The sequence below is a fragment of the Allobosea sp. 05T438 genome, from assembly GCF_056396025.1.
Window position 1 is genome coordinate 19440 of record NZ_JBFTKQ010000029.1, and the last position, 24906, is coordinate 44345.

Below are 24906 nucleotides of genomic sequence, written 5' to 3' on the forward strand. Positions count from 1 at the left end.
GGATCGGGATCGTCAGCCGATGCTGCAAGCGCCGTCGACAAAGGCGGCATCCTGTTCGGCGGCGCGTCGCAGCGCGGCCTCGAAGGTCGCGACCGATTGTGCCCCGGAGATGATGTCGCCGCCGATGATGAAGGTCGGCACGCTGCGCAAGCCGGCCGCGCCTTGCGCCTCTTCATGGGCACGCACATCGGTGGCGGCTTCGCCATCGCGCAGGAAGGCCTCGGCCTCGGCCCGGTCGAGCCCCTGTTCGGCAGCGATTTCGACCAGTGTATCGAGATCACCGATGTCGCGCCCTCGCTCGAAATAGCCCGACAGAAGTGCTTCTGCGAGCAGCGTCGCGACGCCGTGACGCTCGCCGAGGTGCATCAGCCTGTGGGCTGCGAAGGTGTTCGGCGTCTTCTCCATGGCGGCATAGTCGAAGGCGGCTTCACCGTCCTTGGCAGCCGCGACCGTTTGCGCGTCCAACATGCTGCTGCGCTCCCAACTGCCGAATTTGAGCGAACGATAGGTGCGCCGGTTCATGCCTTCGGCCGGCATGGTCGGATTCAGCTCGAAGGGCTTCCATTGGATGTCGACGGCGACATTCTCGGGCAGGGATTCGATCGCCCTGGCCAGCCGGCGCTCGCCGATGAGGCACCATGGGCAGATGAAATCGGAAACGATCGTGACGGGAATGGACATGGTGGGTCTCCTTCTGCGACCCAATGTCGGTGTTGCTCCCTTCAGTGATAATAGACTGGTTGGCGAGATCATTATTGCTCACAAGGCAAAGGTGGGACATGGACAGATTTGCCGCGGCAAGCGCCTTTGCAGCCGTCGTCGAGCATGGTGGCTTCGCCCCGGCGGCTCGCCGCCTCGGCGTGGCCCCATCCTCTCTGACCCGGCAGCTCAATGGCCTCGAGGAGGCGCTCGGCGCGCTGCTTCTCAACCGTTCCACGCGCAGCGTGACGCTCACGGATGCCGGGCGGCGCTATTATGAGGATGTCCGCCGCATCCTTGAGGATCTTGAGAATGCCGATCGGGCGGTAGGCGAGCGGGCCGGCCCGCCGAACGGGCTGTTACGGGTGACGATGCCGGTCGCCTTCGGCCGCCTCCATATCGCCCCTGCCTTGCCAGGCTTTCTGCGGCGCTGGCCGCAGGTTCGGGTTGATATCCAATTGACCGATGCAATGACCAATCTGGTGGAGGACCGGATCGACATCGCGATCCGCTTAGGGCCGCTGCAGACATCGAGCCTCGTCGCGCGCAAGCTTGCGCCGCATCGCCGCGTCATCTGCGCCAGCCCCGATTACCTGGGCGAACGTGGCGTGCCGCGCGAGCCCCTCGACCTCGCGCACCACAATTGCCTGCTGTTCGACTATCAGACACTCGACCACAGCTGGACGATGGCGCGCGACGGCAAGAGCGAGAAGGTAGAGGTCTCGGGCAATCTGCGTGCCAACGGCTCAGAGGTACTGCGCGAGGCCGCGATCGGCGGCGCCGGCCTGATCCTCATGCCGACCTGGCTCGTCGGCGGCGACATCGCGGCCGGCCGGCTCCAGCCGGTGCTGGAGGAATGGTCGCCATCTCCCGGCGCCGAGGAGGGCGCCATCTCGGCCGTCTATCTCCACAATCGGCGCGGCTCCAAGAAGATCGGGAGCTTCATCGAGTTCATGGCGGACCATTTCGGCGCGCCGCCCTATTGGGATCGTTACGCGCGCTAGCGATCTTTGCGCAGATCGCAACGAAGAAGCGCACCGAAGGCGAATTATCATAGCCGCGTGGGGTGATCATCTTGCTGTCGTCGAAAAGGAGACGACCCGTGCAGACATCACCTTCGTCGGCGCAATCGAAGCACCGCGCCCTGATCATCGGCGGCTCCCTCGCTGGCTTGTTCACCGGCAATATGCTGCGCAGCATCGGCTGGAACGTCGATATCTACGAACGCTCGCGCCATGACCTCGACAGCCGCGGCGGCGGCATCGTGCTGCAGCCCGACGTGGTCGAGGTGTTCCGCCGTAGTGGCGCTTCGCTCGGCGGAGGCGAACTCGGTGTCGCTTCGCGCTATCGCACGGTCCTGCGGCCGGATGGCACGGTCCAATCCAAGCAGTTTGCCCCGCAGGTCCAGACCTCCTGGTCACTGATCTATACGACGTTGAAGCAGGCATTCGGCGAGGTCCATTATCATCGCGGCAAGGTGCTGGCCCGAGTCGAGCAGAACGCCGGGGCCCGAACGGTCACCGCGTTCTTCGACGATGGCTCCAGCGAGACGGGCGATCTGCTCATCGGCGCCGATGGCGGCAACTCGACGGTCCGGGCGCAGATCTGGCCGCAGGAGCAGCCGAGCTATGCCGGCTATCTTGCCTGGCGCGGGCTCGTGCCCGAGGATGAGATGCCCCCAGTTGCGCGCGAGGCGCTGCGCGGGGATTTCGGTTTCGCCAATAATCGCGGCTCGCACATCCTCGGCTATCTGGTCCCCGGTCCAGACAACGACCTGCGCCCCGGCCACCGGCTCTACAACTGGGTCTGGTACCGCGTTGCGAGCGATGACGAGATTGCCGGCATCATGACCGACCGAGATGGCCGCCAGCGCGGATACGCGATCCCCGAAGGGCTCTTGGCGCGGAAGTGGATCGTCCATCTCGGCCGCGAGGCGAAGGCGCTGCTGCCCCCTGCGTTCCGCGAAATTGTCGAGGCGACAGCGGAGCCTTTCGCTCAGGCAATCCGCGATCTCGCTTCTGACCATATGGTGGCGGGGCGGGTGATCATCCTCGGCGATGCCGCCGCGATCCCGCGCCCCCATACCGCGGCGAGCACATCGAAGGCGGCGGCGAACGCGCTGGCGCTTGCCGAGGAGCTTGAGCGGTCGCCGGATGATATCGAGGCCGCGCTCGCGCGCTGGGAGCCGGCGCAGGTCCGCTACGGCGAATTCCTGAAGCGGCAGGGCGTCGAGACTGGGGAATATCTGCTGTTTCACAGGGTTCACGCCTTGTCGCAGGCATAGACCGCCTTCGACACCGAGCCTTGCCGGGCAGGCATGAAGGATCGCGGCGGCTGTCCAATCGCCCTCGCTCATTTCTAGAATTGATCGTTTGATAAATAGTTGTTGACAGGGGCGCGTCGCTGCGAAATTGTTTATCAAAAGATAAATGAAAGCGGCAGGCCTGCCGCCCGCAGAACAACTAGGGCCAACGAGCGAGGAACGCCATGAAGATCGACCGTCGCGGGCTGCTGGCCGGAGCTGCCGCCGTGACCCTTCCCGCCTATATCCCCTCCCTGCAGGCACAGCAGGCGACCATCAAGATCGGTTTTCCGACCTCGTTGACCGGCCCGTTCGGCGCCGAGGCGCAGGATCAGGTCCGGGGGGCGCAACTCGCCGTGCAGCAGTTCAACGAGGGTGGCGGGCTCGGCGGTCGCATGGCCGAACTGCTGGCGCGCGACGACAAGCTCAATCCCGGCGAGGCGGCGACCCGTACGCTGGAGCTGATCGAGAAGGATCAGGTGCAGTTCATGGCCGGTAGCCTTTCGGCGGCCGTCCAGCTCTCGATCAACAACATCACCAGGGAACGGAGGGTCATCTTCAATTCCTGCAGCCAGTCGGACGCCATCAACGAGGCGCGCGACTGGTCGCGCTACACCTTCCACGAGGCGCTCAACCCGCACATGACGACGGGGCCGGTCGCGCGTCACGCCTTCAAGACTTTCGGCAAGCGCGCCGCGCTCCTGACGGCGGATTACGCCTTCGGCCATGAATTGTCGCGGGCGGTGCGCCGCGTCGCGCAGGAGGTCGGCGCGGAGATCGTCACCGAGATCCGCCACCCGCTCGGCCAGGCCGATTACTCGACCTTCATGCCGCGCATCCAAGCGGCGCGCCCGGACGTGCTGTTCCTGCTGAATTTCGGCCGTGACCAGATGATCTCGGCGAAGCAGGTCGGTGATTTCGGCTTGAAGCGCAGCACGCGCGTCGTCGCCCCGGTGCTGGCCTTCTATGCTCGTGTCGCCGGCGGGCCGGACGCGTTCGACGGCGTAATCGGCGGCGCCCCCTATTTCTGGCGGCTGGAGGAGACCTCGCAGACGGCGCGCGCCTTCAACGCCGGCTTCCGGGCGGCCAATGCCAATCTCGACCCGTCCGACTACGCCGCCGTCTCTTATTCCGGCGTCAGGGCCCTTCTCGAAGCCGCAAAGGTCGCAGGCAGCACCGAGAGCGAGCGCGTGGCCGCGGCGCTGCGGGGGCTGCGCTACGATCATTACAAGGGGCCACAATATTACCGCGCGTGCGACCACCAGTCCGTGCAGAGCGTCCTGATACTGGAATCGAAGCGCGGCGGCAGCAGCGCCAACGACGTCTTCCGGATCATCGGCAGCGAGGGTCCGGATGAGGCCATGCTGCGGAGCTGCTCCGAGCTCGGCCACGCCGGCAACTGAACCGCCGCAAACGCACGCAAAACGGGAGGCGCCCATGCCGCTCTCCGAGATGACGCTCGACCTGTTCCTGCTGCAGCTTTTCACCGGGCTTGCATTGGGGGCGATCTACGCGCTGATGGCCATCGGCCTCTCGCTGATCTTCGGCATGCTGACCGTGGTGAATTTCGCCCATGGCGCGATGTTCATGGTTGGCGCCTACGCCGGGCTCGTGATCTTCAACGCGACAGGAAGCTTCTGGCTCGCCGTCCTCGGCGGCCCGCTCGCGGTCGCGGCGATCGGGCTCGTCGCCGAGCGCTTCCTGATCCGGCCGCTCTACGGCAAGGGCATCGATTATCCGCTGCTCGTCACGTTCGGCCTCTCCTATGTGATGGTCGACAGCATCCGCATGATCTTCGGCAAGGTCGGCATGCCCTTCGCCCAACCGGAATGGCTGCAGGGCGCGACCGATATCGGGATCGGCTTCTTCCCGACCTATCGGCTGTTCGTGCTGGCAGCCTCGGCCGCGATCCTCGCGGCGCTCTATCTCTTGGTCGAGAAGACGCGCTGGGGCTTGGTGATCCGCGCCGGCGCTCGCGACGCCACGATCATGAAGGTGCTCGGCGTCGATGTGGCGCGGGTTTGGCTCGTCGTCTTCGGCATCGGCGCGGGGCTTGCGGCGCTGGCCGGCGTGCTGGCGGCGCCGCTGCAGGGCGTCACGCCCGAAATGGGCAATGCCATGCTGATCGAGGCTTTCGTCGTCACCGTGATCGGCGGCATGGGCTCGCTCGCCGGCGCCGTGCTGGCCGGGCTCATTGTTGGCGTCGTGGTCAGCATGACCTCGCTGCTCATGCCCGAGATGGCGCAGGTCTCGATCTTCATCCTGATGGCTTTGGTGCTGATCGTGCGGCCGTTGGGCCTGCTCGGCCAGACCGGGCTGATGTCGTGACGCGCAGTGAGGTTCCGATGAGCACCCTCTCGACACCGGCCGTTGCCGCACGCTCGAATTGGCGCGACGCGGTCGCCCGGCACCAGTTCCTGATCGTTCTCGCCGTGCTCTGCGTGCTGCCTTTCGTACTGCCCTACAAGGCGCTCGCACTCAACGTCCTGATCTTCGGGCTGTTCGCCGTCGGCTTCAACCTGATGTTTGGCTATCTCGGCATGCTCTCCTTCGGCCATGCCGCCCTGTTCGGGGCCGGGGCCTATGGCGCGGGTATTGCCATCGTCCGCTTCGGCCTGCCCTGGCCGCTTGCCGTCGCACTCGGAACCCTGCTCGGCGGCCTGACGGCGCTTGCCATCGGCACGCTGGCAGCCCGCACGCGCGGTATCTATTTCGCCATGGTGACGCTCGCTCTGTCGCAATGCGTCTACTACATCGCGCATCAGGCGGTGGACTGGACCGGCGGCGAGAATGGGCTACGCGGGGTCAATGTTCCCGCGACCTCGGTCTTGGGCGTGGCGATCGACTTCCACAATCCGACGACCAAGTATTTCGTCGTGCTGGGTTTCGTCGCGGTCGCGCTCTATGTGCTGTCGCGCATCCTCGGCTCGCCCTTCGGGGCGGTGCTGGAGGCGATCCGCGAGCGTGAGGCCCGCGCCATCGCCTGCGGCTACGATGCCCGCATCACCAAGCTCGTCGCCTTCGTCATCTCGGGGCTGTTCTGCGGTCTGGCCGGTGCGCTCTATGCGATCCATCTCTCGGTCGTGCCGCTGGAGACGCTGCATTACGAGACCTCCGGCATGGTGGTGATGATGACGCTGCTCGGCGGGATGGGCACCTTCATCGGGCCGTTCATCGGCGCCTTCATCTATCTCGTGCTGAAGGATGTGGTGACGCTCTGGACCGAATACTGGCAGTTCGCCGTCGGCCTGGTCTTCATCGTCATCGTCCTGCGTTTCCCTGGCGGTGTCCTTGGCACGCTCCTGCAGAAGGTGAGACCATGACGGATGCGACCATGATCGAGGCCGTCGGGCTGACGCGCCGATTCGGCGGCTTCACCGCGGTAAAGGACGTCTCCGCCCGCTTCGAGCGCGGCAAGATCACCTCGGTGATCGGTCCCAACGGCGCCGGCAAGAGCACCTTCTTCAATATGCTGTCTGGCTCGCTTAAGCCGAGCAACGGGCGCATCCTCTTCGAGGGGCAGGATATCACCGGCCTGGCGCAACATCGCTTTGCTCCGCTCGGCATCGCCAAATCCTTCCAGATCACCAGCGTTTTCCCGCAGCTCTCGGTGCTGGAGAATGTGCGCCTCGCCTCTCAGGCGCTGGTCAGCCGCTACGACTTCTGGACGCCGCGTGCGCGATTGGAGGGGCTGCGCGAGATCGCGCTCGGGCTCCTGTCGGAGGTGGGGCTGGAAGCTCGCGCCGATGGTGTCGCTGGCACGCTCGCTCATGGCGAGCAGCGTGCGCTGGAAGTCGCGATGGCGCTGGCCTCGCGGCCGCGCCTGCTCCTGCTCGACGAGCCCACCGCTGGCATGAGCCCAGAGGAAACCGTGGCGATGATGGCGCTGATCCGCAAGCTCGCGAGCGAGCGCACGATCATCCTTGTCGAGCACAAGATGAAGCTCGTCATGGGCGTCTCGCATGCGATCGTCGTGCTCCACCATGGCGAATTGATCGCAGCCGGCACGCCGGACGAAATCCGCGGCAACGAGCAGGCGAAGCGCGTCTATCTGGGCGAAAGGCAGCACTGATGCTGGAGATTGCCGGACTCAATGCCTGGTACGGGCGCTCGCACGCCATCCAGGACGTATCGCTGAGCGTGCGCCGCGGCGAACTGGTCTGCCTCATCGGCCGCAACGGCGCGGGTAAGACCACGACGCTCAAATCAGTGATGGGGCTCGTCGCAAACTGCGCCGGCAGCATCGTCTTCGATGGGCAGGAGATGACCGGGCAGCCGGTCCATGCCCGCTATGCCGCGGGCCTCGCCTATGTGCCCGAGGAGCGCCGGATCGTGCCGGGGCTGACGGTGCGCGAGAATTTGATCCTCGGTGTGGTCGCCTCGCCCCGGCGGGCCGAGGCCGAGGACATGATCGAGCAGGCGACGGCGATGTTTCCGCGCCTGAAGGAGCGGCTCTCCCAGATCGCGGCGACGATGTCCGGCGGCGAGCAACAGATGCTGGCGATCGCGCGCGCCATGATCGCGGAGCCGAAGATGGTGCTGCTCGACGAGCCGAGCGAGGGCATCATGCCGCTGCTGGTCGACGAGATGTTCGAGCAGTTCGAGCTGATGAAGCAACGCGGCACCACCGTCCTGCTGGTCGAGCAGAATGTCGGGCTGGCGCTTGCGATCGCCGACCGCGCCTATGTGATGGAGAGCGGCGCGGTCGTCCACGCCGATACGGCGCAGGCGATGCTGGCGGATCAGTCCGTTCAGGAGCGCTATCTCGCCGTCTGACGTGCCGGTTGCCGGCCAGCTCGTTCAGGGCGCTGCAGATGCCAACGCTGTGAATAGACGACGGCAGGCTGCCAATGGCAACGACGATTGGACGTTGAAGCCGGATTGTCGAATCTGGCAGACCTTAACAGGAATGCTTGCCACGATGTCGAAAGGGGCCCTCGATCCGCAGGAGCGAGCGGCCAGATGTACTTTTGGCGACTGGTGGAAACCGCAGTCTTCGTCAAAGAAAGGATTTGGGATGGTCAAAGTTAAGTACGAGGTCGTCGAGCACGACGGAGGCTGGGCCTACAAGGTTGGTGACGTGGTCTCTGAGACATTTCCCAGCCATGAGGCAGCACATAAGGCAGCGTCGGATGCCGCCGCTCGGCAGACAGTCGCTGGTCAGACCGGTGGGATCGTCTATGAGGATCGCGATGGTCGCTGGCATGAGGAAGTTGCTGATGGACGTGATCGGCCGTCGACCGAGGTTGTCGATAAAGACTGAGATCCCTGGCTTCGACCATCTATTCCTCCCTGATCGCCATCTATCGGTCCGATCAGGATGAGAATGTCTTGGAGAGTGCTACCCGGATGGTTCACGGCCGGCACGTTGGATCAGGCAACATCGCAGGCATCGCGACGGCCTTGAATTCGATGAGGTTATGCAGAAATCGGAGTGGGCGTCGGGAACCCGACGCGCACTCTGGAAGCAGTGCTGTCAGGCGGCGGAGGAGGTCAGCGCGGGATAGTCGAGATAGCCTTCGACACCCTGCGAGTACCAGGTCTCCATGTCGTCCGGATTAAGGGCGGCGCCTTTTGCGAGGCGCTGGGGCAGGTCCGGATTGGCCAGGAAGGCGCGTCCGAAGGTGATCGCATCGGCCTCGCCTGCGGCCAGAGCCGCGCTGCCGCGCGCCAGATCGAAATCCGAGTTCAACACCAGCGGCCCGTCGAAAGCTTTGCGGATCACCGGCGCGATCGGCGGATGGTCGGGCCGGCCGCGCGTGCCGTTCGGCGGCGGCTCGCGGAGTTCGAGGAAGGCGATGCCGAGCGCCGACAGAGCCTGCGCCGCCGCGGTGAAGAGGCGCACCGGCTGCGGATCGTTGATGCCCTGGGATTCGCCGTTGGGCGAGAGCCGTACCGCGAGCCTCTCGGCGCCGACCACGCCGGCGACCGCCTCGCTGACCTCGCGCAGCAGCCGCGTCCGGTTATCGATCGAGCCGCCATAGGCGTCTGTGCGCAGATTGGCGCTGGAACGCAGGAACTGGTCGATCAGATAGCCGTTGGCGGCATGGAGCTGAACACCGTCGAAGCCGGCGCGCAGCGCGTTGTCCGCCGCCTTGCGATAATCCTCGACGATCCGCGGGATTTCCTCGATCGCCAGGGCGCGGGCCTGGACGTAGGGCTGCTTGCCGTCATAGGTGTGGGCGAGCCCCGGTGCGGTCGTCCCTGAGGACGAGACCGGCGCGGCGCCTTCGCGCAGGCTCGGATGCACGACGCGGCCCATATGCCAGAGCTGGCAGAAGATGCGCCCTCCGGCAGCATGGACCGCGTGGGTGACGCGGGTCCAGCCGACGACCTGCTCGTTCGACCAGATGCCGGTGGCGAAGGGCCAGCCGAGCCCTTCGCGACTGATGCCGGTCGCCTCGCTGATGATGAGGCCGGCACCGGCGCGCTGCGCGTAGTACTCGGCCATCATCGGGGTTGGCAGATGGTCGCGCGTCCCGCGGGCGCGTGTCAGCGGCGCCATGAAGATGCGGTTCGGCGCCTGCACCGCCCCGATGAGGATCGGATCGAACAAGGTCGGCATACAGTTTCCTTGAGGGTTGAGGACGGCGTCACGCGGAGGGCAGGGGGGCGTTAGCACCCTGCTTGAACTCGACCGTGGTGAAAACGAGTTCGGTGTCGCCTGTATTGGTCAGGTCGTGGATCATGAACTCACCCGCGCCATAGGCATGGTGCTGGGTGTCGCCCGGCTTGTACGAGACCTCGGCGACGCGGCCGTCGGCATATTGCGAGCGCGCGCTGCCACCCGTTACGGCGGTCCAGAAATAATCCAGGACATGGGTGTGGAAGCCGATGCGCTCGCCGGGCTGCAGGGCCAGTGCCCAGACCCGGACGCGGTCGGTCTCGGACACGAGCTGCGTACCGACGAGGCCACGGCCAAGATTGGCTTCGAACTCGGCGCGCTCATGGGCCGAGAGGTTCGCGGGAGGGTTGGGCCAGACGAAATCGCTGTTCTGGGTCATCGTTCTCATCCTTTCTGTCGCTGTTGCAAGGAAACGGTCGTCGCGTCAGGCGGCGATGCCGGTCGAAACTGCGGTTTCCGTCATCACGGCCTCGGGCTTGCGGTGGCGTTCGGCCAGCTCGCGCTCCGCCGGCGTAAGGAGCTGGGCCTGCATGTAGGCGCCGAGGTCGCGGGCGCGCTTGATCACCGCCCGCCCATAGGGCAGCCGCTCGGCCTCGAAGGCGGCCAGGCCGGCAGCGATGTCGTCGCCATGGGCCTCGAGGGCGCGGGCGAGCGACCAGGCGTCGGCCGCGGCCTTGGTTACGCCCATCCCGACATGCGGCCGGGCGACGAAGGCGGCATCGCCGATCAGGGCGACGCGGCCCTCGATCGCCATCCGCGGCGTCTCCAGATCCTGGATCGCCTGGATGAAGGGCTGCGAGGTCTTCTCGACGACCTCCGCGAACTGGGGCGACAACAGACGCCGCGCCGCCTGCCGCATCTCCTGCTGAACCGCCGGGCGGATCTTGTTGGGAGGGATGGAGAGCTCGTGCTGCACGCCGTCCACGTCGGTCAGCAGTTCGCGCAGCGCGCTTCCCTGCGCGGCCGGCCGGTACCAGACGAAGTTGAAGCGGCGCTGGCCGGGCTCCATCGACTCGCCGGCTCCCGCGACGGGATAGCCGAGCATCTGCTCGCCCGGCGGCAGCGAGAAGGCGAAGCTGTCGAACAGGGCCTCGCGCGTCTGGGGCGAGAGATCGGCTTCGTCTACCAACCCGCGCCAGGCGATGTAGCCGACATAGGAAGGCATGGCCTCGGGCAGCAATTGCCTGCGGACGGCCGAGAAGATGCCGTCCGCGCCGATGAGGAGGTCGGCGCGTGCCGTCTCACCATAGCCGAAGCGGGCGGTGACGCCCTCGGCATCGACGGCGAGCGCTTCCAGGTTCCTGCCCCGGTGATAATGCGCGGCCGGCAGCGCCTCGCGCAGCAGACTGTAGAGCCGTCCCCAGGAGGTCAGGACTTGCGGCAGGGCATGTTCGCCGAGCAGGCTGCCGTCGGGAGCGAAGACGCAGCGTCCGCGCACGGCGACGCCAATCCGGGCCGTCTCGCTGTCGATCCCGCAGAGCCGCAGGACCTCGAACAGTTCGTCATGGGTGACGATGCCGGCGCCACGCCCCGAAAGCTCGTCGGCGATGCGCTCGTAGATATCGACCTGCCAGCCCTGGCGCAGCAGCAAGAGTGCCGCGAACAGGCCCGCCATCGAGCCGCCGATGACGATTGCGCGGCGCGATGGCGGGCGCAGCTCATGCGTTCCTTCGGACATGGGGTCGTTCCCTTTTCATATTTAATTGATCAATCGATCAATTGATGGCGCTGATGATGCCTTTGCCGTGGTGGTGGTCAGTGCACGCCGAGATGCTCTTCGAGGCGGGCCGGCTCGGCCAGGAAGTCTGAGGCCGGACCCTGTTCGACGACGCGGCCGGTGCTGATCACCACGACCTCGTCCGCGAGTTGCAGGGCGAATGTCATGTGCTGCTCGACGAGGATCACCGAGAGCCCGGCCTCACGCAGGCGTCGGACGATCGAGCCGACCTCGGCGACGATCTGCGGGGCGAGGCCTTCGGTCGGCTCGTCCATCAGCAGGACGCGCGGCGCCGTCATCAGCGCCCGGCCGATCGCCAGCATCTGTTGCTCGCCGCCGGAGAGCAGGCCGGCCGGATGCCGATGCCGCTCCTTCAGCCGGGGAAAGAGGCCGTAGATGTCGTCATTGCTCCAGACGACCCGGCCAGCGGGCGCCGACGCCCGGCGCGCCACGGCGAGGTTCTCCTCGACGCTCAGGCTGCGGAATATCCGCCGTCCCTGCGGCACCAGCGCGATGCCGGCCCGGCAGATCGCCTCAGGCGAGAAGCCTGAGACGTCACGACCCTCCAGCGTGATGCGGCCGGAGCGCGAGCCCAGCAGGCCGGCGACGGCGTTCATGCAGGTCGTCTTGCCGGCGCCGTTGCGTCCGAGCAGGGCGAGGATGCCGTTGGCCGGAACCTTCAGCGACAGGTCGTGCAGGATGTGGCTGTCGCCGTAGAAGGCGTTCAACGCTGAAAGGGAGAGGATGGGTTCACTGCGCAAGATAGGCCTCCCTGGTACGGGGATCGGCGATGACCTCGTCGCGCGTGCCGTCGACCAGCAGGCGGCCGTGATGCAGCAGCGCGATCTTTTCCGCGAAGGCCAGCGCGACGTCCATGTCGTGCTCGATCATCAGAATGGTCAGGGCGCGGGGCAGTTCCTCCAGCAGCGTGCTCACCGTCTTGCGTTCCTGCTTCGAGAGGCCGGCGAGCGGCTCGTCGAGGAGCAGGATCTCTGGATCCTGCGCCAGCGCCATCGCGATTTCGAGACGGCGCTTCTCGCCATAGGAGGTTTCCTGCACCGGACGATCGGCGAGGCTCTCCAGCTTGACGCGGGCGAGCACCTGCATGGCCTCGCGGCGCAGCGTGGCGTCGGCCGCGACCGCGCCGTATGGCCGCCAGCGCTGGCGGCGATTGCCGAGGAGCGCCATGATGACGTTGCCGATCACGGTCTCCCGCCCGAACAGCGTCAGGATCTGGAAGGTGCGGCCGATGCCGCGTGCCGCCCGGCGGAAGGTCGGCAGGGTCGAGACGTCCTCACCTTGCAGGAGAATCTGCCCGGCGCTGGCGCGCAGATCGCCGGCGATCAGGTTGAACAGCGTGGTCTTGCCGGCTCCGTTCGGCCCAAGCAGCAGTCGCCGCTCGCCGGGCTCGACCGTGAAGGTCACGCTCTGGATGACGTTGAGGCCGCCGAAACTCTTGCGGAGATCGTTGACTTGGAGCGCGGTCACGGGCGGGCCTCCTCGATGCGCGCGGCGGCGTTCGTCAGCCGAGCCCCCATCTCCCGGCGCGCCACCAGCCGTGCCCGCAGCAAGCCGGTCAGCCGCCTGGCGCCGGGCAGGAGACCCTCGGGCACGACGATGATGATGAAGAGGAAGATCAGCCCGAGCAGTGTCGGCCAGCGATCGGTATAGGCGCTGGCGACGTTCTTGAGCAGGACGACGAGGGCAGCGCCGAGCACCGGCCCGAAGGTCGTGCCGAGACCGCCGGCAATCACCATCAACACCGCTTCCGACGATACGGTCAAAGATAGCGAGTGCGGGCTGATAAAGCGGAAGACCAGCACGTAGAGGATGCCGGCGACGCCAGCGAGGACGGCCGAGAGCACATAGGCAGCGAAGCGGATCGCCCAGACATCGTAGCCGAGCGTGCTCATCCGCCGCGACTGGTCGCGCACGCCCTGCATCGCGGTGCCGAGCGGCGAGCGCGCCAGGGTGGCGACAAGGAAGAGGCAGCCCGCGGTGACGGCGAGACAGAGATAGTAGAGGCCGGTGCCGTGGCCGAAATAGCCCTCGATCCGCGGCAGGCTGATGCCGTTCTCGCCATTGGTCAGTTCGACATAGCGGAAGGCGACGCCCCAGACGATCTGCCCGAGCGCGAGCGTGATCATCAGGAAGCTCAGCCCCGAGGTGCGCAGCGCAACGAGACCGAACAGCGCGCCGACGATTCCCGTGAGCAGCAGGGCGGCGAGGATGGCGGCCGGGACCGGCCAGCCGGAATTGACCGTCAGCAGCGCGAAGGCATAGCCGGCAATGCCGAGGAAGGCGGCGTGACCGAGCGAGACCATGCCGCAATAGCCGGCGATCAGGTTCACGCTGACGGCGAACAGGCCGTAGACCAAGATCTGCGTGGCGATGGCGAGATAGAACTCGCCGGGCAGCACGAACGGAACCGCCAGCGCGCCGAGGAGGAAGAGGAGGCCGAAGGTCTTCATGCCGGCTGCCTTCCGAAAAGGCCCTGGGGGCGCAGCGCGAGCACCGCGACCATGGGCAGGAACAGGATAACGTAGGCGAGGTCCGGCACGAGCATCTGGCCGAACGTGTAGATCACGCCGATCAGCATGCTGCCGACGAAGGCGCCGGATAGAGAGCCGATGCCGCCCAGGATGACGACGAGCAGCGCCAGAGGCAGCATCTCGGCATCCAGCCCAGGGTAGACCGACATGATCGGCGCGGCGAGCGCCCCGCCCATGCCCGCGAGCGCCACTCCGACGCAAAAGACCGTGGTGAACAGGCGCGAGACCGGGATGCCGGTGGCGCGCGCCATTTCGCGATCGTCAACGGCAGCCCGGATTCGGGCGCCGAGCGTGGTGCGCTCGACCAAAAGCCAGATCGCGACGAAGGCGACGATGGCGATGCCGATCAAGGCGAGGCGATAGGCCGGGAAGGCGATGCCGGCGATCTGTACGGCACTGCGCAAAGCCGTCGGGGCAGGCTGGGCGATCGGATCGCCGGACCAGATCAGCAGGCACTGGTCGGCGATGATGAAGGCGAGGCCGAGCGTGCCGAGCACCTGCGCCAGCTCGCGGCCGGCGAGGCGGCGCACCAGCGTCCGCTCAATGATGCCGCCGAACACGGCGCAGACGACGCCCGCCGCCAGCACCGCCGCGGTGAAGCCGAAGCCGATCATCGAGGTCGCGATATACCCGCCCAGCATGAAGAAGGCACCGTGGGCGAGGTTCGCCACCCGCATCAGGCCGAAGATCAGCGAGAAGCCGATCGCCAGCAGGAACAGGATCGCTCCGAAGGCCAAGCTGTTGAGCAGCCCGTTGATCCAGAACATGATAGATATCTCCCGGCGGCCGGCCGCCGGAGCGGCCGGAGTTCAGCTCAGTTCAGGCGGGGGGCGGCGGCGTCCATGTCGAACCAGTCGAAGGGCTGGTCGCCGACATTCACCATCACCGCCTTGACGTCGAAATAGGCGTCGAAGGATTCCTTGCCGAATTCGCGTCCGATGCCGGAGAGCTTGAACCCACCCCAGGGCGAGGCGGCATCGACGCGGTGATGGTCGTTGATCCAGACGATGCCGGCCTCGATCCGGTCGGCGACGCGATGGGCGCGGGCCACGTCGCGGGTGCGGATCGCGGCGGCGAGGCCATAGGGGCTGTCATTGGCGATGCGGACCGCATCCTCTTCCGTGTCGAAGGGAGTCACGACGGTGAAGGGGCCGAAGACCTCCTCCTGGAAGATCCGCATGGAGGGATCGACATCGGCGAAGACCGTCGGCTCGACATAGAAGCCCGGCTTGCCGTCGAAGGCAGGCGGAACGCGGCCGCCGGCGACGAGGCGCGCGCCTTCCTCGAGGCCGATGCGCGCGAAGTCGAGCACGCGCTGGCGCTGCCGCTCCGAGATCACCGGGCCCATCTGCGTGGCGGCGGCGAAGGGGTCGCCGACGGCGATCGCCTTGGCCTTAGCGGCCAGCTTCTCGACGAAGGTGTCGTAGATGCTGCGCTGGACGATGTGGCGGGCGGCGCAGACACAGGTCTGGCCGGCGCCGACGAAGGCGCCGAAGGCAGCGTAGTTCACCGCCTGGTCGAGATCGTAATCGTCGAACACGACGACGGGGGTCTTGCCGCCGAGTTCCAGCGTCTGGCGGGCGAAATTGCTCGCCGCCGCGGCGCCTGCCCGCCGGCCGGCATCGGTCCCGCCGGTCAGCACGAGCTTGCGGATGCGCGGGTGCTCCGAGAGCGCCCGGCCGGTGATAGCGCCCGTCCCGGTCACGACGTTGAAGACGCCGGGCGGCAGGCCGGCTTCCGAGAAAATCTCGGCGAGGCGCAGCGTGGTCAGCGGGGTGTATTCCGAGGGCTTCACCACGGTGGTGCAGCCCGAGGTTAGGGTCGGCGCGATGTTGCGGCTGGCGATCAGCAGCGGATGGTTGAACGGCGTGACATTGGCGACGACACCGACCGGGAGACGCCGCGCATAGGTCAGATACTCTCCCTCGACGGGGATGACATCGTCCCGCCGGGCGATGGCGAGGCCGGCATTGTAGCGGAAGAGGTCGGGCACGCGGGCAAGCTGCGCCCGGGTTTCGCGGACGGGCCGCCCGTTGTTCAGGGTTTCCAGCTCGAACAGCTCTTCGAGATGAGCTTCCATGACGTCGGCGAGCTTGTTGACGAGCCTCGCCCGCGTCCGCACCGACATGTCGCGCCACTCCTTCGAGCGGAAAGCGGCATCGGCGCTCAGCACCGCGCGATGGACATCGTCCGCGCTCGCCTCGATGACTTGGGCGATCGTCGCGCCGGTGCCGGGCGAAGTGATGTTCATCAGCTCGCGCGGGCCGGGATCGACCATGCGGCCGTCGATGAACAGGCCCCGGGGGGAGGCATGGGAAGTCGTCCCGGCCGAGGCCGGTTGCGTCTGCGTAGCCATGTTCGTCTCCGTTTCGATCAGGCGCCGGTCAGGCGCCAGGCGTTGCGGCCGGTAATGTTCGCACGGTCCTCCACCGAGAGGCCGGGAACCGCGTCGAGCGTGCGCAGCGGCGTCTCGTCGGCCATGTCGAAGGGGATGTCCGTCCCTAGCAGGACATGCGCGGCGCCGACCAGATCGATCAGATAGGCGAGAGCGCCGGCATCATGGGTGATGCTGTCGAAATAGAAGCGCTTCAGCAGCTCCTTCGGCGAGCTTTCGATCGACTGGGCCTCGCGCCGGACCTTCTGGCCATGGACGAGGCGGCCGATCTGGTAGGGGATGAAGCCGCCGCCATGCGAAAGGCAGACCTTGAGGTCGGGCAGTTCGTCCATGACGCCGCCGAAGATCAGATCGGCGGCCATGACCGCGGTATCGAGCGGGTTTCCGACGAGATTGGTCAGGTAGTATTTCTCAAGGCCGGGCTTGGTGCCGAAATAATAGGGATGCGTCAGGATCAGCACGCCGAGCTCGGCGGCGCGGCGCAGCACGGGCCGGAATTTCGGCTCGGACAGCGCGGCGCCGTCGATATGGCAGCCGATCATGATCGAGCGCATGCCGAGTTCGCCGGTGATGCGCTCCAACTCGGCCAGCGCATGATCTGGCGATTGCATCGGCAGCGTGCCCATCGGGCGCAGCCGGTTCGGGGCGCTCGCCGCGAAGGCGGCGATCTCGTCGTTCACCCGCCGCGCGAAGGCGGCCTCGACGGCAGGGTCGATGCGGTAGAAGAATAGCGTCGGCGAGGGCGAGATCAGCGCGGCATCCAGGCCCCGGCGGTCGAGCTGGGCGAGCTTCTCCGCCGGCGTCAGGAATTCCTCGAACAGCGGATAGGCGAAGCCTTCGCGATGGGCGAGGCGCGTGGCGGCGCCGGAGCGATCGACTCTGACGCCGAAAGGCTCCTCGTTCTCGGCGAGGTATCGGACGATGGCGGCCGGGATGACATGGTTGTGAGCGTCTACGATCATGGTGTCCGGAGTGTTGTCTTGTGGGGCAGGCAGGGATCAGAGCTTGGTCGGCTCGTTGCGCGAGTAGACCGGGGCTGCGAGGAAGCTCTCCGGCTTGTAGGTCCAGAACTGCGAGACGTTCTCGTAGGTCTTGACGACCGTGTTCACGAGTCGGCCGTCCCGGCGCTCCGTCTTCCGGATGTAGATGTTCTGGACTGGGTTGCCGTAGTTATCGAGGCGCCAAGGGCCGCGCGGATCATTGCCGACCTCGACCTTGCGCAGCGCCGCGATGAGAGCCTCCTTGTCCTCTGCCTTGCCGCCGATCGACGTCAGGGCGGCTTCCAGCGCGAGGCCAGCTGAATAGGCGCCGGCCGAGTAGAAGCCGGGATCGACACCAGTCTGCTTGCGCAATTCCGAGACGAAGCGCTGGTTGGCTTCGCCGGTCAGGGCGGCCGAATACCAGCCGGCCGAGACGATGCCGACAGCTTCGTCGCCCATGCTGTGCAGCACGCCCTCATCCACGGTGGTCATCGCGCCGACGACCGGAATCTTCTGCTTCAAGCCATATTCGGCATATTGGCGCAGGAAGCGCAGGCCGTTGGCGCCGGCGAAGGCTGCGAAGACCGCGTCGGTATCGCCGATCTGGGAGATGTAGGAGCCGTAATCGGCGACGTTCAGCGGCGCCCAGAGCTTGCGGATGACCGTGCCGCCGGCGGCTTCGAAGGTGCGCTGGAAGCCGGCAGTCTGCTCCTGGCCGAAGGCGAAATCGTCGGCGATCGTGATGACCTTTTTGTAGCCGAGGTCACGCGCCGTATACTCGCCGAGTGGATGACAAGGCTGGGCCGAGGTCGAGGACGTCCGGACGAACCAGGGATTGAGCCGGCGCTGGGTCAGGTCCTCGGCAGCGGCTGAGCAGCACAGGAACGGCACAGCCGCTTCCTGGAGATAGTCGTTGATCGCGAGCGCCTCGAAGGCGGCGGTCGGTCCGACCACGACATGGACATTGGAGCGCTGGACCAGTTCCTGGGCGCGGGTCTTGGCCAGCGCCGGCTGACCGCCGGTATCGGCGACCACGAACTCCACCGCTCGTCCGGCGATGCGCTCGCCGCGCTCCTTCAGGAACAGGCGGAAACCGTCCTCCATCTGCCGTCCGCCGGCGGCCAGCGCGCCGGATTTGACGGTGAGCATCCCGATCCGCAGCGGCTGCGATTGCGCCAGCGCCGGCAACGCCACGCAGGCGCCGAGGGCGGCGCTTCCACCAAGAAGGTGTCGTCTGGAAATCATGTCTTCCTCCCAGTCTCTTTTATTTATCGTTTGATCAGTAATTGCACGGGAGGAGTGACCCGTCAAGCCGCGGGAAGAAGGAGGTGATGTCAAATTATATAGTTGGGATAGGACGACAGGCGCGCGCCTGCGCTTTCCACTGAGCGGTTCACCTGATAAATATAGGTATGGCAAACGACGACGCTGACATCATCATCCGCGCTGAGAGCGCCTCTCGCGGCCGCTCTGCGGAGCGTTCCCGCTCTCCTCTGGAAGGGGCGCGCCGAATGAGTCCGAGCCAACGCGAGGAGGTCATCGTCAAGGAGGCGGTGAGCTTCTTCGCCGAATTCGGCTTCGAAGGTCAGACACGGGAACTGGCGCGGCGCCTCAACATCACGCAGCCATTGCTCTACCGCTATTTCGAGACCAAGGACGCGCTTGTCGAGCGCGTCTACCAGGAAGTGTTCCTGCGGCGCTGGAACCCGTTCTGGGACGAACTGATCGCGGATCGCAACAAGCCGCTCAGAGAGCGGCTGGTCGAGTTCTATCAGGATTATGCTCGCGTCATCCTGACCTACGAGTGGGTCAGGCTGTTCATGTTCGCAGGTCTAAAGGGTCTTGATTTCAATACTCGCTATCTTGAACTCCTCCGCCGCCGGGTCTTTACGGCGTTGGTCGCAGAGTTGCGGCACGAGTTCGATCGGCCGTCGATCGAGAGTCGCCCGGTGACGGAGATGGAGATTGAAGCGGTCTGGAGCCTTCATGCGGCAATCTTTTATCTTGGAGTCAGGAAGTTCATCTACGACATGCCGGTCGGACCCCTGGAGCCGATCATCGAAATGAAGGTACGCTCGTTCATTGATGGCGCGCGCGTCGTTGTAGACTGACGCGATAGGAGAGACCCCTTCTCATTTGCAAAGGGCAGCATCTGTTTGCGCGAAAATCGGCTTAGCGGCAGCTATTTCGGCTGGAAGAAACGCATTTGCCGAGGAGTATTATCAGCGGGATTTAACTGAATTCCCTTGAGAGGAGCGCTCCCGCTAGCCGTATTGTGACGGGTGTTTCCGGCGCCAAGCACCAGGACTTTCGCCAGTTATCTGCCTGAAAACACGAGCGAAGTGGCGCGGACTGCTGAAGCCGCAAATCGGGGCGACATCCGCGCGCGGCAGCTTCCCCCTTGTCAGGAGGTTCTTCGCTTCTTCGACCCGGAGCCGCGTGAGGTAAAGCTGCGGTGTGACCCCCATGGTCCGCCGGAAAGCTTTAGAGAAATGGCTCGCACTAAGCCGGCACTCGTCGGCGATCTGCGCAATCTTCAGTTTGGAAGCAAGTCGAGCGGCCATAATTTCTGTTGCCCGCCGCCGCTGCCACTGAGCAAGCGCTCCTGATGGCCCCGTTTCTGCCGGCTGTAGCTTCTGATGTGATCTGCGAAGACAGTTATGTCGTTGGCTTTCCACTGCGCGCACCCTCCACAGCGCGAAATTCGCGCCGTGCCCTTATCGTCGTGGTCTTCACGATGCCTCGTCAGGCAGCCTTGGTCGCGGTGGCCTGACCGAGCACGGACAACAGCCGGCTCAGATCGGCCCAGAGCTCCCCGGGTTCCTCGAGGCCGATGCTGACGCGCAAGAGCGGGCCTTTCGCGGTCCAGGCCATGGCGGTGCGGTCCTGCGCGATCGCCTGCGGCGCGACGAGACTGCGCGTGCCGCCCCAGGAGGCGCCGATCGCGAAGACACGCAAGGCGCTCAGCGCCGCGCTCATGGCGTCGTCGTCGACAGGCTTCAGCACGAGGCTGAACAGGCCGGACGAGCGGCCCATGTCACGCTTCCAGATCGCGTGGCCCGGGCACGACGGCAGCGCCGGATGCAGCACGCGTTCGACCGTGGGATGATCGACGAGCCGGCGGGCGAAATCCTCCGAGATCTTGCCCATATGGGCGACGCGCAGCCCCATGGTCTCGATGCCGCGCAAGGCGAGTTGGGCTTCATCCGGCGAGACGCCGACGCCGAAGCCGCGCAGGATCTCCTTCATCTTCTGGCGCAGTGCCATGTCCCTGACGGTGATGGAGCCGAGCAGCAGGTCGGAATGGCCACCGACATATTTGGTCAGCGCCTCGCAGGCGAAATCGGCGCCGTGCTCCAGCGGCTTGAAGATCAGCGGCGTCGCCCAGGTGTTGTCGCAGCCGACGAGCGCGCCCTTGGCCTTCGCCGCAGCGGCGATGGCCGGCACGTCCTGGACCTCCATCGTATTGGAGCCGGGCGACTCGACCCAGACCAGCTTGACGGTCTCGTCGATGAGATCGGCGATGCCGGCGCCGATCAGCGGGTCGTAAACGCCATAGGCGATGCCGCGCGGCGCCAGGTATTCAGCGCAGAAGCTGCGCACCGGCGGGTAGACGTGATCGGGGATCAGCACCTTGTCGCCGGGCATCAGCACCGACAGCATGACGATGGTGACCGCCGCCTGGCCTGAGGGGACGAGCACTGTGCGGATCCCGTCGTGCAGCTGGGTCAATTGCGCTTCCAGCGTGCGCGTCGTCGGGGTGCCGTGCAGCCCGTAAGTGTAGCCGTCGAAACCGCGATATTTGCGCGCCATGAAGCTCGCCCCGTCCGGATAGACGATGGTCGAGGCGCGGTGCGTCGGCACGGCGAGCGAGGCATAGCCCTCCTCATTGACGGCCGGGTGGTGAACACAGAGTGTCAGGTCGTGCATGGTCGGTTTCCCTCGTCGGGGTGATATTCAAAGCTTTGAAATCAGGGAGCAATCTGTCGTCTGGCATCGGATGATGCCGGGATGTTATGGATTCGGGCCGTCGTCCCGCAGGGCGCGCTTGGCGACCTCGCGCATCCAGTCGATTGCCACGGGCAGGATCGCGTCGTTGAAGTCGTAGCGGGCGTTGTGAAGCTCGCCCTCGGGGCCGGCCGGGCCGTTGCCGATCCAGATGTAGGCGCCGAGCTTGTCCTTGATCAGGAAGGAAAAGTCGTCGCCTGTGGTGCTGGGGCGCAGGTCGGTTCGCACCTTGGCGCCGATCGCCTCGCCGGCAGCCGCCGCGAGCTTTGCCTCTGCGGGGGTGTTGATGATGGGTCGTCCGGTCGAGAGGATCTCGACATCGGCGCGCATGCCATAGGCTTCGCATGTGCCGGCGATCAGGCTCTCCATCCGCTTGATGACGGCCTCGCGGACCTCCTGTCGATAGGTGCGTAGCGTACCGACCAGGGTGACGCTCTCCGGGATCTGATTGCTGACCACGCCGCCCTGGATCTGGCCGATCGAGAGCACGACGGCATCGCAAGGGTCGACATTGCGCGAGATGATGGTGTGGAGGCCCATGATCAGGTGGGCGGCCGCCAGGATCGGATCGCGCGTCTGGTGCGGGATCGCGGCATGGCCGGCAAGCCCGTGCAGAGTGACTTGCCAGCGACCGCCCGCCGCCATGACCGGCCCGTCGTGGACCGCCACGGTTCCGACTTCGAGACCAGGCCAATTATGGAAGGCAAAGATGCGCTCCATCGGGAAGCGCTCGAACAGCCCGTCGGCGATCATCGCCTTGGCGCCGGCCCCATTCTCCTCGGCCGGCTGGAAGATGAACTGGATGGTGCCTGTCCAGTCGGGATCGGCGGCGAGCATCGCGGCCGCGCCGAGCAGAGCGACCGAGTGGCCGTCATGGCCGCAGGCATGCATGACGCCGGCGGTCTGCGAGGCATAGGACACGTCATTGCGTTCTGCGATCGGCAGGGCGTCGATATCGCCACGCAGGCCGACCGAGCGGTTTGAGCCAGGCCGCGAGAGCGTCGCGACGATGCCGGCGCCGCCGATGCCAGCCTCGAAAGGAATGCCGAGTTCGCGCAACCGTTCCTGGAGGAAGGCCGAGGTCTTTGTCTCCTTCTCGGAGAGCTCGGGATGAGCGTGAAGATGGCGGCGCCATTCGGTTAGACGCGGGAGGAGCTTCGTATCCATGGTCAGTCCGTTCGTGGAATTCAGCGCTTTGCGGAGAGCAGCAGATGCTCTTCCAGCCGCCTGACGAGCCAGGCGAGCACAAGGGCGATGGCGAGGAAGATCACGCCGACAACAACCATCGGCTCGGTGTAGCGGAAGGTGTCGGACGAGATGTCGAGCGCCGCGCCGAAGGCTTCGTAGACGGCGATGGCGGCGAGATAGGGCGTCGATTTGAAGATGCCGATGAAGTAGTTGCCCATCGGCGCGGCGATATTGCGTAGCATCTGTGGCGCGATCACCAGAACGACGGTCTGCAAGCGCTTCAGGCCGAGCGCGCGCGCGGCTTCGAACTGGCCGGGCTTCACGCCGTCGATGCCAGCCTTGAAGACTTCGGCCAGATAGCCGCTGTAGTAGAGGCTGATCGCGATGACACCGATCGCGATGGCTGGCAGCTTGATGCCGTAGGACGGCAGCACGAAGTAGAAGAAATAGAGCTGGACCAGGAGCGGCGTCGAGCGGATGAAATCGATCAGGAAGCGCATCGCATAGCGCATCAAGCGGTTGCTGCGCCGCGCGATCTCCAGCGTGAAGCCGAGTAGCGAGGCGCCGGCGCAACTCAGCAGCGCGACCAGGATCGAGGTCCAGAGGGCGCCGACGATCTTCGGCACGATGGAAAGGGCGAAGCCCGCATCAAACAGCATGGTCGAGCTTCCGTCCCGCGCCGACCTTGCGCTCGACCCAGCGGCCGACGATCGTCGCGGGGTAGCAGAGGATGAAATAGGCGACGAGCAGCGCGAAATAGACCTTCGGCGGATCGTAGACGAGCTGGGAGATTTCCTTGGCCCGGAAGGTCATGTCCGTCAGCGTCACCAGCGAGACCAGCGCCGTGCCCTTCACGAGCTGGATGAACTGATTGATGAAGGTCGGGACCATCGCGAGCAGCGCCTGCGGCAATTCGATCAGCATCAGGATCTGCCAGCCGCGCAATCCGAGCGACCGCCCGGCCTCGCTCTGGCCCTTGTCAAGCGATTGCAAGGCGCCGCGCACCGCCTGGCTGCCATAGGCGCCGATATGCAGGCCGAGCACCATCGAGCCGACGGTGATGCCGGACAGTCGCAGGCCGAAGGACGGCAGGGTGTAATAGAAGCCGTAAAGCAGGATAACGACGGACGTGCTCCGCCAGAACTCGATCAGCGTGGTGATCGCGCCATAGGCGAGGCCACGCCAGCAATGCTGGGCGATACCGGCGGCGAAGGCGAAGGGCACGGCATAGAGCATGCCGAGCGCCGTCACCGCCAGCGTGACGTTCAGCCCCTGGAAAATGCCTGAGAGGACGTCGAGAAAGCTCATGATGTTCGCCGCGCCGCTCAGCCGTTGCCGGCGCAGATCTGCGCAGTGGTGATGGCACCAGCATCCTCATCGGTCGTGAAGTTGTACTTCTCCATGATCGGCTTGAGGCCGCCGCTGGCCCGCAGCTTGGCTAGCTCGGCATTGTAGGCGTCGCGCAGCTTGGCACTGCTCTTGGGGAAGACCGTGCCAGTGTAGAGCTTGGCTGGCTGGCCGTTCGCCTTGATCAGCCCCTTGAACGGCACGGCGCGCTCGATGCCTTCGACCTTCTGCTCGTCGATGACGCCAATGGCGCTGGGCACCGAGAGAGTCGTGACATCGGCCCGGTCGGCCAGGATGGCGCTGACGGCGGCCTCGTTGTTGGGGAAGAGCGCGATCTGCGATTCCGGCACGCCCGCAGCGATGGCGTTCTTGGTGTTCTCCGAGCCGCGGCCGCCGGCGAGGCGCACCTTCGGATTTTTCGCGATGTCCTCGTAGGAATGCAGGTTCAGCGGATTGCCGGTCTTGACGAGCAGGCTGTCGCCGACGGCCACGTCCGGCTCGCTGAACAGCACCTGCTCGCAGCGCGGCGGCGTGATCGCGACGCCGGACGCGATGATGTCGAAGCGTCCCGCCAGCAGGCCAGGGATCATCGCGCCGAAATCGGAGACGACGAACTCGAAATCCTTGACGCCAAGCGGCGCGAAGACGGCGCGGATTACATCGGGATGAATGCCGACGACCTTGTTGTCCTTGTCGCGATAGGCCCAAGGCGTACGATTATGGATCCCGACGACAAGCTTCTTGCCGGCCCATTCGGATTGAGCCTGCGCTTGTGACGACCCCGGGCCGCTGAAGGCCGCGAGCACCGCGACGGCGCCGGCGAGGAGGAGGGGAAGGCGGCGACGCGAGATGGCAGTCATAACGATCTCCGATCCGGAAAGGTTGGATCTGCTCAGTGCAGGATCTGGCTCAGGAAGAGCTTGGTGCGCTCGTGCTGCGGGTTCTTGAAGAACTCGTTGGGGGTGTTCATCTCGACGATCTGTCCGGCGTCCATGAAGATGACGCGGTCGGCGACCTGGCGGGCGAAGCCCATCTCGTGGGTGACGCAGAGCATGGTCATGCCCTCCTCCGCCAGCGAGACCATGGTGTCGAG

26 protein-coding genes and 1 pseudogene are annotated in these 24906 nt (G+C 65.7%); 9 read left to right on the forward strand and 18 right to left on the reverse strand.

The features are described from left to right. Window positions 1-12: 12 nt before the first annotated feature. Window positions 13-681, reverse strand: coding sequence for a DsbA family oxidoreductase (locus AC1DIN_RS27785; protein ID WP_441473793.1), 669 nt, complete (start codon window positions 679-681; stop codon window positions 13-15). A 98-nt stretch (window positions 682-779) separates the two neighbouring features. On the opposite strand from AC1DIN_RS27785, the gene AC1DIN_RS27790 reads away from it, so the two are divergent. From AC1DIN_RS27790 to AC1DIN_RS27825, 8 genes are all read left to right on the forward strand, one after another. Then, window positions 780-1703, forward strand: a complete 924-nt coding sequence (locus AC1DIN_RS27790; protein ID WP_476812099.1) for a LysR family transcriptional regulator — start codon at window positions 780-782, stop codon at window positions 1701-1703. Window positions 1704-1801: 98 nt separating this feature from the next. After that, on the forward strand, window positions 1802-2983 hold the full coding sequence (locus tag AC1DIN_RS27795) for an FAD binding domain-containing protein (RefSeq protein WP_476812100.1): 1182 nt from the start codon (window positions 1802-1804) through the stop codon (window positions 2981-2983). Window positions 2984-3186: 203 nt separating this feature from the next. Next, window positions 3187-4404 (forward strand): ABC transporter substrate-binding protein, encoded by a 1218-nt coding sequence (locus tag AC1DIN_RS27800; RefSeq protein ID WP_476812101.1) that lies wholly within the window; start codon window positions 3187-3189, stop codon window positions 4402-4404. Between the two features lie 34 nt (window positions 4405-4438). Then, window positions 4439-5329 (forward strand): branched-chain amino acid ABC transporter permease, encoded by an 891-nt coding sequence (locus AC1DIN_RS27805; RefSeq protein WP_476812102.1) that lies wholly within the window; start codon window positions 4439-4441, stop codon window positions 5327-5329. A 17-nt stretch (window positions 5330-5346) separates the two neighbouring features. Further along, window positions 5347-6324, forward strand: a complete 978-nt coding sequence (locus tag AC1DIN_RS27810; RefSeq protein WP_476812103.1) for a branched-chain amino acid ABC transporter permease — start codon at window positions 5347-5349, stop codon at window positions 6322-6324. Then, the gene (locus AC1DIN_RS27815; protein WP_476812104.1) at window positions 6321-7073 is read left to right on the forward strand and encodes an ABC transporter ATP-binding protein; all 753 of its coding nucleotides are present in this window, start codon (window positions 6321-6323) and stop codon (window positions 7071-7073) included. Before AC1DIN_RS27810 ends, AC1DIN_RS27815 begins: the two co-directional genes overlap by 4 nt. Continuing rightward, window positions 7073-7777: an ABC transporter ATP-binding protein gene (locus AC1DIN_RS27820; protein ID WP_441473800.1), complete on the forward strand. Its 705-nt coding sequence runs from the start codon at window positions 7073-7075 to the stop codon at window positions 7775-7777. The genes AC1DIN_RS27815 and AC1DIN_RS27820 overlap by 1 nt, the downstream gene beginning before the upstream one ends. A gap of 241 nt (window positions 7778-8018) precedes the next feature. Continuing rightward, window positions 8019-8264 (forward strand): DUF2188 domain-containing protein, encoded by a 246-nt coding sequence (locus AC1DIN_RS27825; RefSeq protein ID WP_441473819.1) that lies wholly within the window; start codon window positions 8019-8021, stop codon window positions 8262-8264. 213 nt (window positions 8265-8477) lie between these two features. Here the strand turns inward: AC1DIN_RS27825 and AC1DIN_RS27830 are convergent, their stop codons facing one another. From AC1DIN_RS27830 to AC1DIN_RS27875, 10 genes are all read right to left on the reverse strand, one after another. After that, window positions 8478-9566 (reverse strand): alkene reductase, encoded by a 1089-nt coding sequence (locus AC1DIN_RS27830; RefSeq protein ID WP_476812105.1) that lies wholly within the window; start codon window positions 9564-9566, stop codon window positions 8478-8480. 28 nt (window positions 9567-9594) lie between these two features. After that, window positions 9595-10005 (reverse strand): cupin domain-containing protein, encoded by a 411-nt coding sequence (locus AC1DIN_RS27835; protein WP_476767159.1) that lies wholly within the window; start codon window positions 10003-10005, stop codon window positions 9595-9597. 45 nt (window positions 10006-10050) lie between these two features. After that, the gene (locus AC1DIN_RS27840; RefSeq protein ID WP_441473803.1) at window positions 10051-11304 is read right to left on the reverse strand and encodes an FAD binding domain-containing protein; all 1254 of its coding nucleotides are present in this window, start codon (window positions 11302-11304) and stop codon (window positions 10051-10053) included. Between the two features lie 77 nt (window positions 11305-11381). Continuing rightward, window positions 11382-12104, reverse strand: coding sequence for an ABC transporter ATP-binding protein (locus AC1DIN_RS27845; RefSeq protein ID WP_441473804.1), 723 nt, complete (start codon window positions 12102-12104; stop codon window positions 11382-11384). Beyond that, window positions 12094-12831, reverse strand: coding sequence for an ABC transporter ATP-binding protein (locus AC1DIN_RS27850; protein ID WP_441473805.1), 738 nt, complete (start codon window positions 12829-12831; stop codon window positions 12094-12096). Before AC1DIN_RS27850 ends, AC1DIN_RS27845 begins: the two co-directional genes overlap by 11 nt. Then, a complete protein-coding gene (locus AC1DIN_RS27855; protein WP_441473806.1) occupies window positions 12828-13814 on the reverse strand; it encodes a branched-chain amino acid ABC transporter permease in 987 nt (328 codons plus the stop codon). The genes AC1DIN_RS27850 and AC1DIN_RS27855 overlap by 4 nt, the downstream gene beginning before the upstream one ends. Continuing rightward, window positions 13811-14662, reverse strand: a complete 852-nt coding sequence (locus tag AC1DIN_RS27860; protein ID WP_441473807.1) for a branched-chain amino acid ABC transporter permease — start codon at window positions 14660-14662, stop codon at window positions 13811-13813. The genes AC1DIN_RS27855 and AC1DIN_RS27860 overlap by 4 nt, the downstream gene beginning before the upstream one ends. Before the next feature lie 47 nt (window positions 14663-14709). Then, a complete protein-coding gene (locus AC1DIN_RS27865) occupies window positions 14710-16251 on the reverse strand; it encodes an aldehyde dehydrogenase (protein WP_476812106.1) in 1542 nt (513 codons plus the stop codon). A 17-nt stretch (window positions 16252-16268) separates the two neighbouring features. Then, entirely contained in the window at window positions 16269-17252 is a 984-nt protein-coding gene (locus tag AC1DIN_RS27870) for an amidohydrolase family protein (RefSeq protein WP_476812107.1), read from the reverse strand. A gap of 36 nt (window positions 17253-17288) precedes the next feature. Beyond that, a complete protein-coding gene (locus AC1DIN_RS27875; RefSeq protein ID WP_476812108.1) occupies window positions 17289-18515 on the reverse strand; it encodes an ABC transporter substrate-binding protein in 1227 nt (408 codons plus the stop codon). 167 nt (window positions 18516-18682) lie between these two features. On the opposite strand from AC1DIN_RS27875, the gene AC1DIN_RS27880 reads away from it, so the two are divergent. Continuing rightward, window positions 18683-19381: a TetR/AcrR family transcriptional regulator gene (locus AC1DIN_RS27880; RefSeq protein WP_441473811.1), complete on the forward strand. Its 699-nt coding sequence runs from the start codon at window positions 18683-18685 to the stop codon at window positions 19379-19381. Window positions 19382-19534: 153 nt separating this feature from the next. Here AC1DIN_RS27880 and AC1DIN_RS27885 read toward each other — a convergent pair whose 3' ends face one another. The 7 genes and pseudogenes from AC1DIN_RS27885 to AC1DIN_RS27915 all read right to left on the reverse strand — a co-directional run. Further along, window positions 19535-19834, reverse strand: coding sequence for a helix-turn-helix domain-containing protein (locus AC1DIN_RS27885; RefSeq protein ID WP_476767163.1), 300 nt, complete (start codon window positions 19832-19834; stop codon window positions 19535-19537). A 181-nt stretch (window positions 19835-20015) separates the two neighbouring features. Beyond that, window positions 20016-21200 carry a trans-sulfuration enzyme family protein gene (locus tag AC1DIN_RS27890; RefSeq protein WP_476812109.1) on the reverse strand — a complete coding sequence of 395 codons (1185 nt, stop codon included), beginning with the start codon at window positions 21198-21200 and terminating at the stop codon, window positions 20016-20018. 84 nt (window positions 21201-21284) lie between these two features. Next, complete coding sequence (locus AC1DIN_RS27895; RefSeq protein WP_476812110.1) at window positions 21285-22445, reverse strand: amidohydrolase; 1161 nt, start codon at window positions 22443-22445, stop codon at window positions 21285-21287. A 20-nt stretch (window positions 22446-22465) separates the two neighbouring features. Continuing rightward, complete coding sequence (ehuD, locus tag AC1DIN_RS27900) at window positions 22466-23125, reverse strand: ectoine/hydroxyectoine ABC transporter permease subunit EhuD (RefSeq protein WP_476812111.1); 660 nt, start codon at window positions 23123-23125, stop codon at window positions 22466-22468. Further along, window positions 23115-23774, reverse strand: coding sequence for an amino acid ABC transporter permease (locus AC1DIN_RS27905; RefSeq protein ID WP_441473816.1), 660 nt, complete (start codon window positions 23772-23774; stop codon window positions 23115-23117). Before AC1DIN_RS27905 ends, ehuD begins: the two co-directional genes overlap by 11 nt. A gap of 17 nt (window positions 23775-23791) precedes the next feature. Beyond that, window positions 23792-24673 (reverse strand): ectoine/hydroxyectoine ABC transporter substrate-binding protein EhuB, encoded by an 882-nt coding sequence (gene ehuB / locus AC1DIN_RS27910; RefSeq protein WP_441473817.1) that lies wholly within the window; start codon window positions 24671-24673, stop codon window positions 23792-23794. A 32-nt stretch (window positions 24674-24705) separates the two neighbouring features. Next, window positions 24706-24906, reverse strand: a pseudogene (locus AC1DIN_RS27915) (amino acid ABC transporter ATP-binding protein); the annotation flags it as partial.

Bases quoted from the DNA above. Each gene is read 5' to 3' on its own strand.
- AC1DIN_RS27855 (WP_441473806.1), bottom strand. From the start codon at position 13,814: ATGAAGACCTTCGGCCTCCTCTTCCTCCTCGGCGCGCTGGCGGTTCCG.
- AC1DIN_RS27820 (WP_441473800.1), top strand. From the start codon at position 7,073: ATGCTGGAGATTGCCGGACTCAATGCCTGGTACGGGCGCTCGCACGCC.
- AC1DIN_RS27785 (WP_441473793.1), bottom strand. From the start codon at position 681: ATGTCCATTCCCGTCACGATCGTTTCCGATTTCATCTGCCCATGGTGC.
- AC1DIN_RS27860 (WP_441473807.1), bottom strand. From the start codon at position 14,662: ATGTTCTGGATCAACGGGCTGCTCAACAGCTTGGCCTTCGGAGCGATC.
- AC1DIN_RS27825 (WP_441473819.1), top strand. From the start codon at position 8,019: ATGGTCAAAGTTAAGTACGAGGTCGTCGAGCACGACGGAGGCTGGGCC.
- ehuD (WP_476812111.1), bottom strand. From the start codon at position 23,125: ATGCTGTTTGATGCGGGCTTCGCCCTTTCCATCGTGCCGAAGATCGTC.
- AC1DIN_RS27875 (WP_476812108.1), bottom strand. From the start codon at position 18,515: ATGATTTCCAGACGACACCTTCTTGGTGGAAGCGCCGCCCTCGGCGCC.
- AC1DIN_RS27835 (WP_476767159.1), bottom strand. From the start codon at position 10,005: ATGACCCAGAACAGCGATTTCGTCTGGCCCAACCCTCCCGCGAACCTC.
- AC1DIN_RS27800 (WP_476812101.1), top strand. From the start codon at position 3,187: ATGAAGATCGACCGTCGCGGGCTGCTGGCCGGAGCTGCCGCCGTGACC.
- AC1DIN_RS27890 (WP_476812109.1), bottom strand. From the start codon at position 21,200: ATGCACGACCTGACACTCTGTGTTCACCACCCGGCCGTCAATGAGGAG.
- AC1DIN_RS27840 (WP_441473803.1), bottom strand. From the start codon at position 11,304: ATGTCCGAAGGAACGCATGAGCTGCGCCCGCCATCGCGCCGCGCAATC.
- AC1DIN_RS27805 (WP_476812102.1), top strand. From the start codon at position 4,439: ATGCCGCTCTCCGAGATGACGCTCGACCTGTTCCTGCTGCAGCTTTTC.
- AC1DIN_RS27815 (WP_476812104.1), top strand. From the start codon at position 6,321: ATGACGGATGCGACCATGATCGAGGCCGTCGGGCTGACGCGCCGATTC.
- AC1DIN_RS27885 (WP_476767163.1), bottom strand. From the start codon at position 19,834: ATGGCCGCTCGACTTGCTTCCAAACTGAAGATTGCGCAGATCGCCGAC.
- AC1DIN_RS27865 (WP_476812106.1), bottom strand. From the start codon at position 16,251: ATGGCTACGCAGACGCAACCGGCCTCGGCCGGGACGACTTCCCATGCC.
- ehuB (WP_441473817.1), bottom strand. From the start codon at position 24,673: ATGACTGCCATCTCGCGTCGCCGCCTTCCCCTCCTCCTCGCCGGCGCC.
- AC1DIN_RS27870 (WP_476812107.1), bottom strand. From the start codon at position 17,252: ATGATCGTAGACGCTCACAACCATGTCATCCCGGCCGCCATCGTCCGA.
- AC1DIN_RS27895 (WP_476812110.1), bottom strand. From the start codon at position 22,445: ATGGATACGAAGCTCCTCCCGCGTCTAACCGAATGGCGCCGCCATCTT.
- AC1DIN_RS27880 (WP_441473811.1), top strand. From the start codon at position 18,683: ATGGCAAACGACGACGCTGACATCATCATCCGCGCTGAGAGCGCCTCT.
- AC1DIN_RS27810 (WP_476812103.1), top strand. From the start codon at position 5,347: ATGAGCACCCTCTCGACACCGGCCGTTGCCGCACGCTCGAATTGGCGC.
- AC1DIN_RS27790 (WP_476812099.1), top strand. From the start codon at position 780: ATGGACAGATTTGCCGCGGCAAGCGCCTTTGCAGCCGTCGTCGAGCAT.
- AC1DIN_RS27830 (WP_476812105.1), bottom strand. From the start codon at position 9,566: ATGCCGACCTTGTTCGATCCGATCCTCATCGGGGCGGTGCAGGCGCCG.
- AC1DIN_RS27905 (WP_441473816.1), bottom strand. From the start codon at position 23,774: ATGAGCTTTCTCGACGTCCTCTCAGGCATTTTCCAGGGGCTGAACGTC.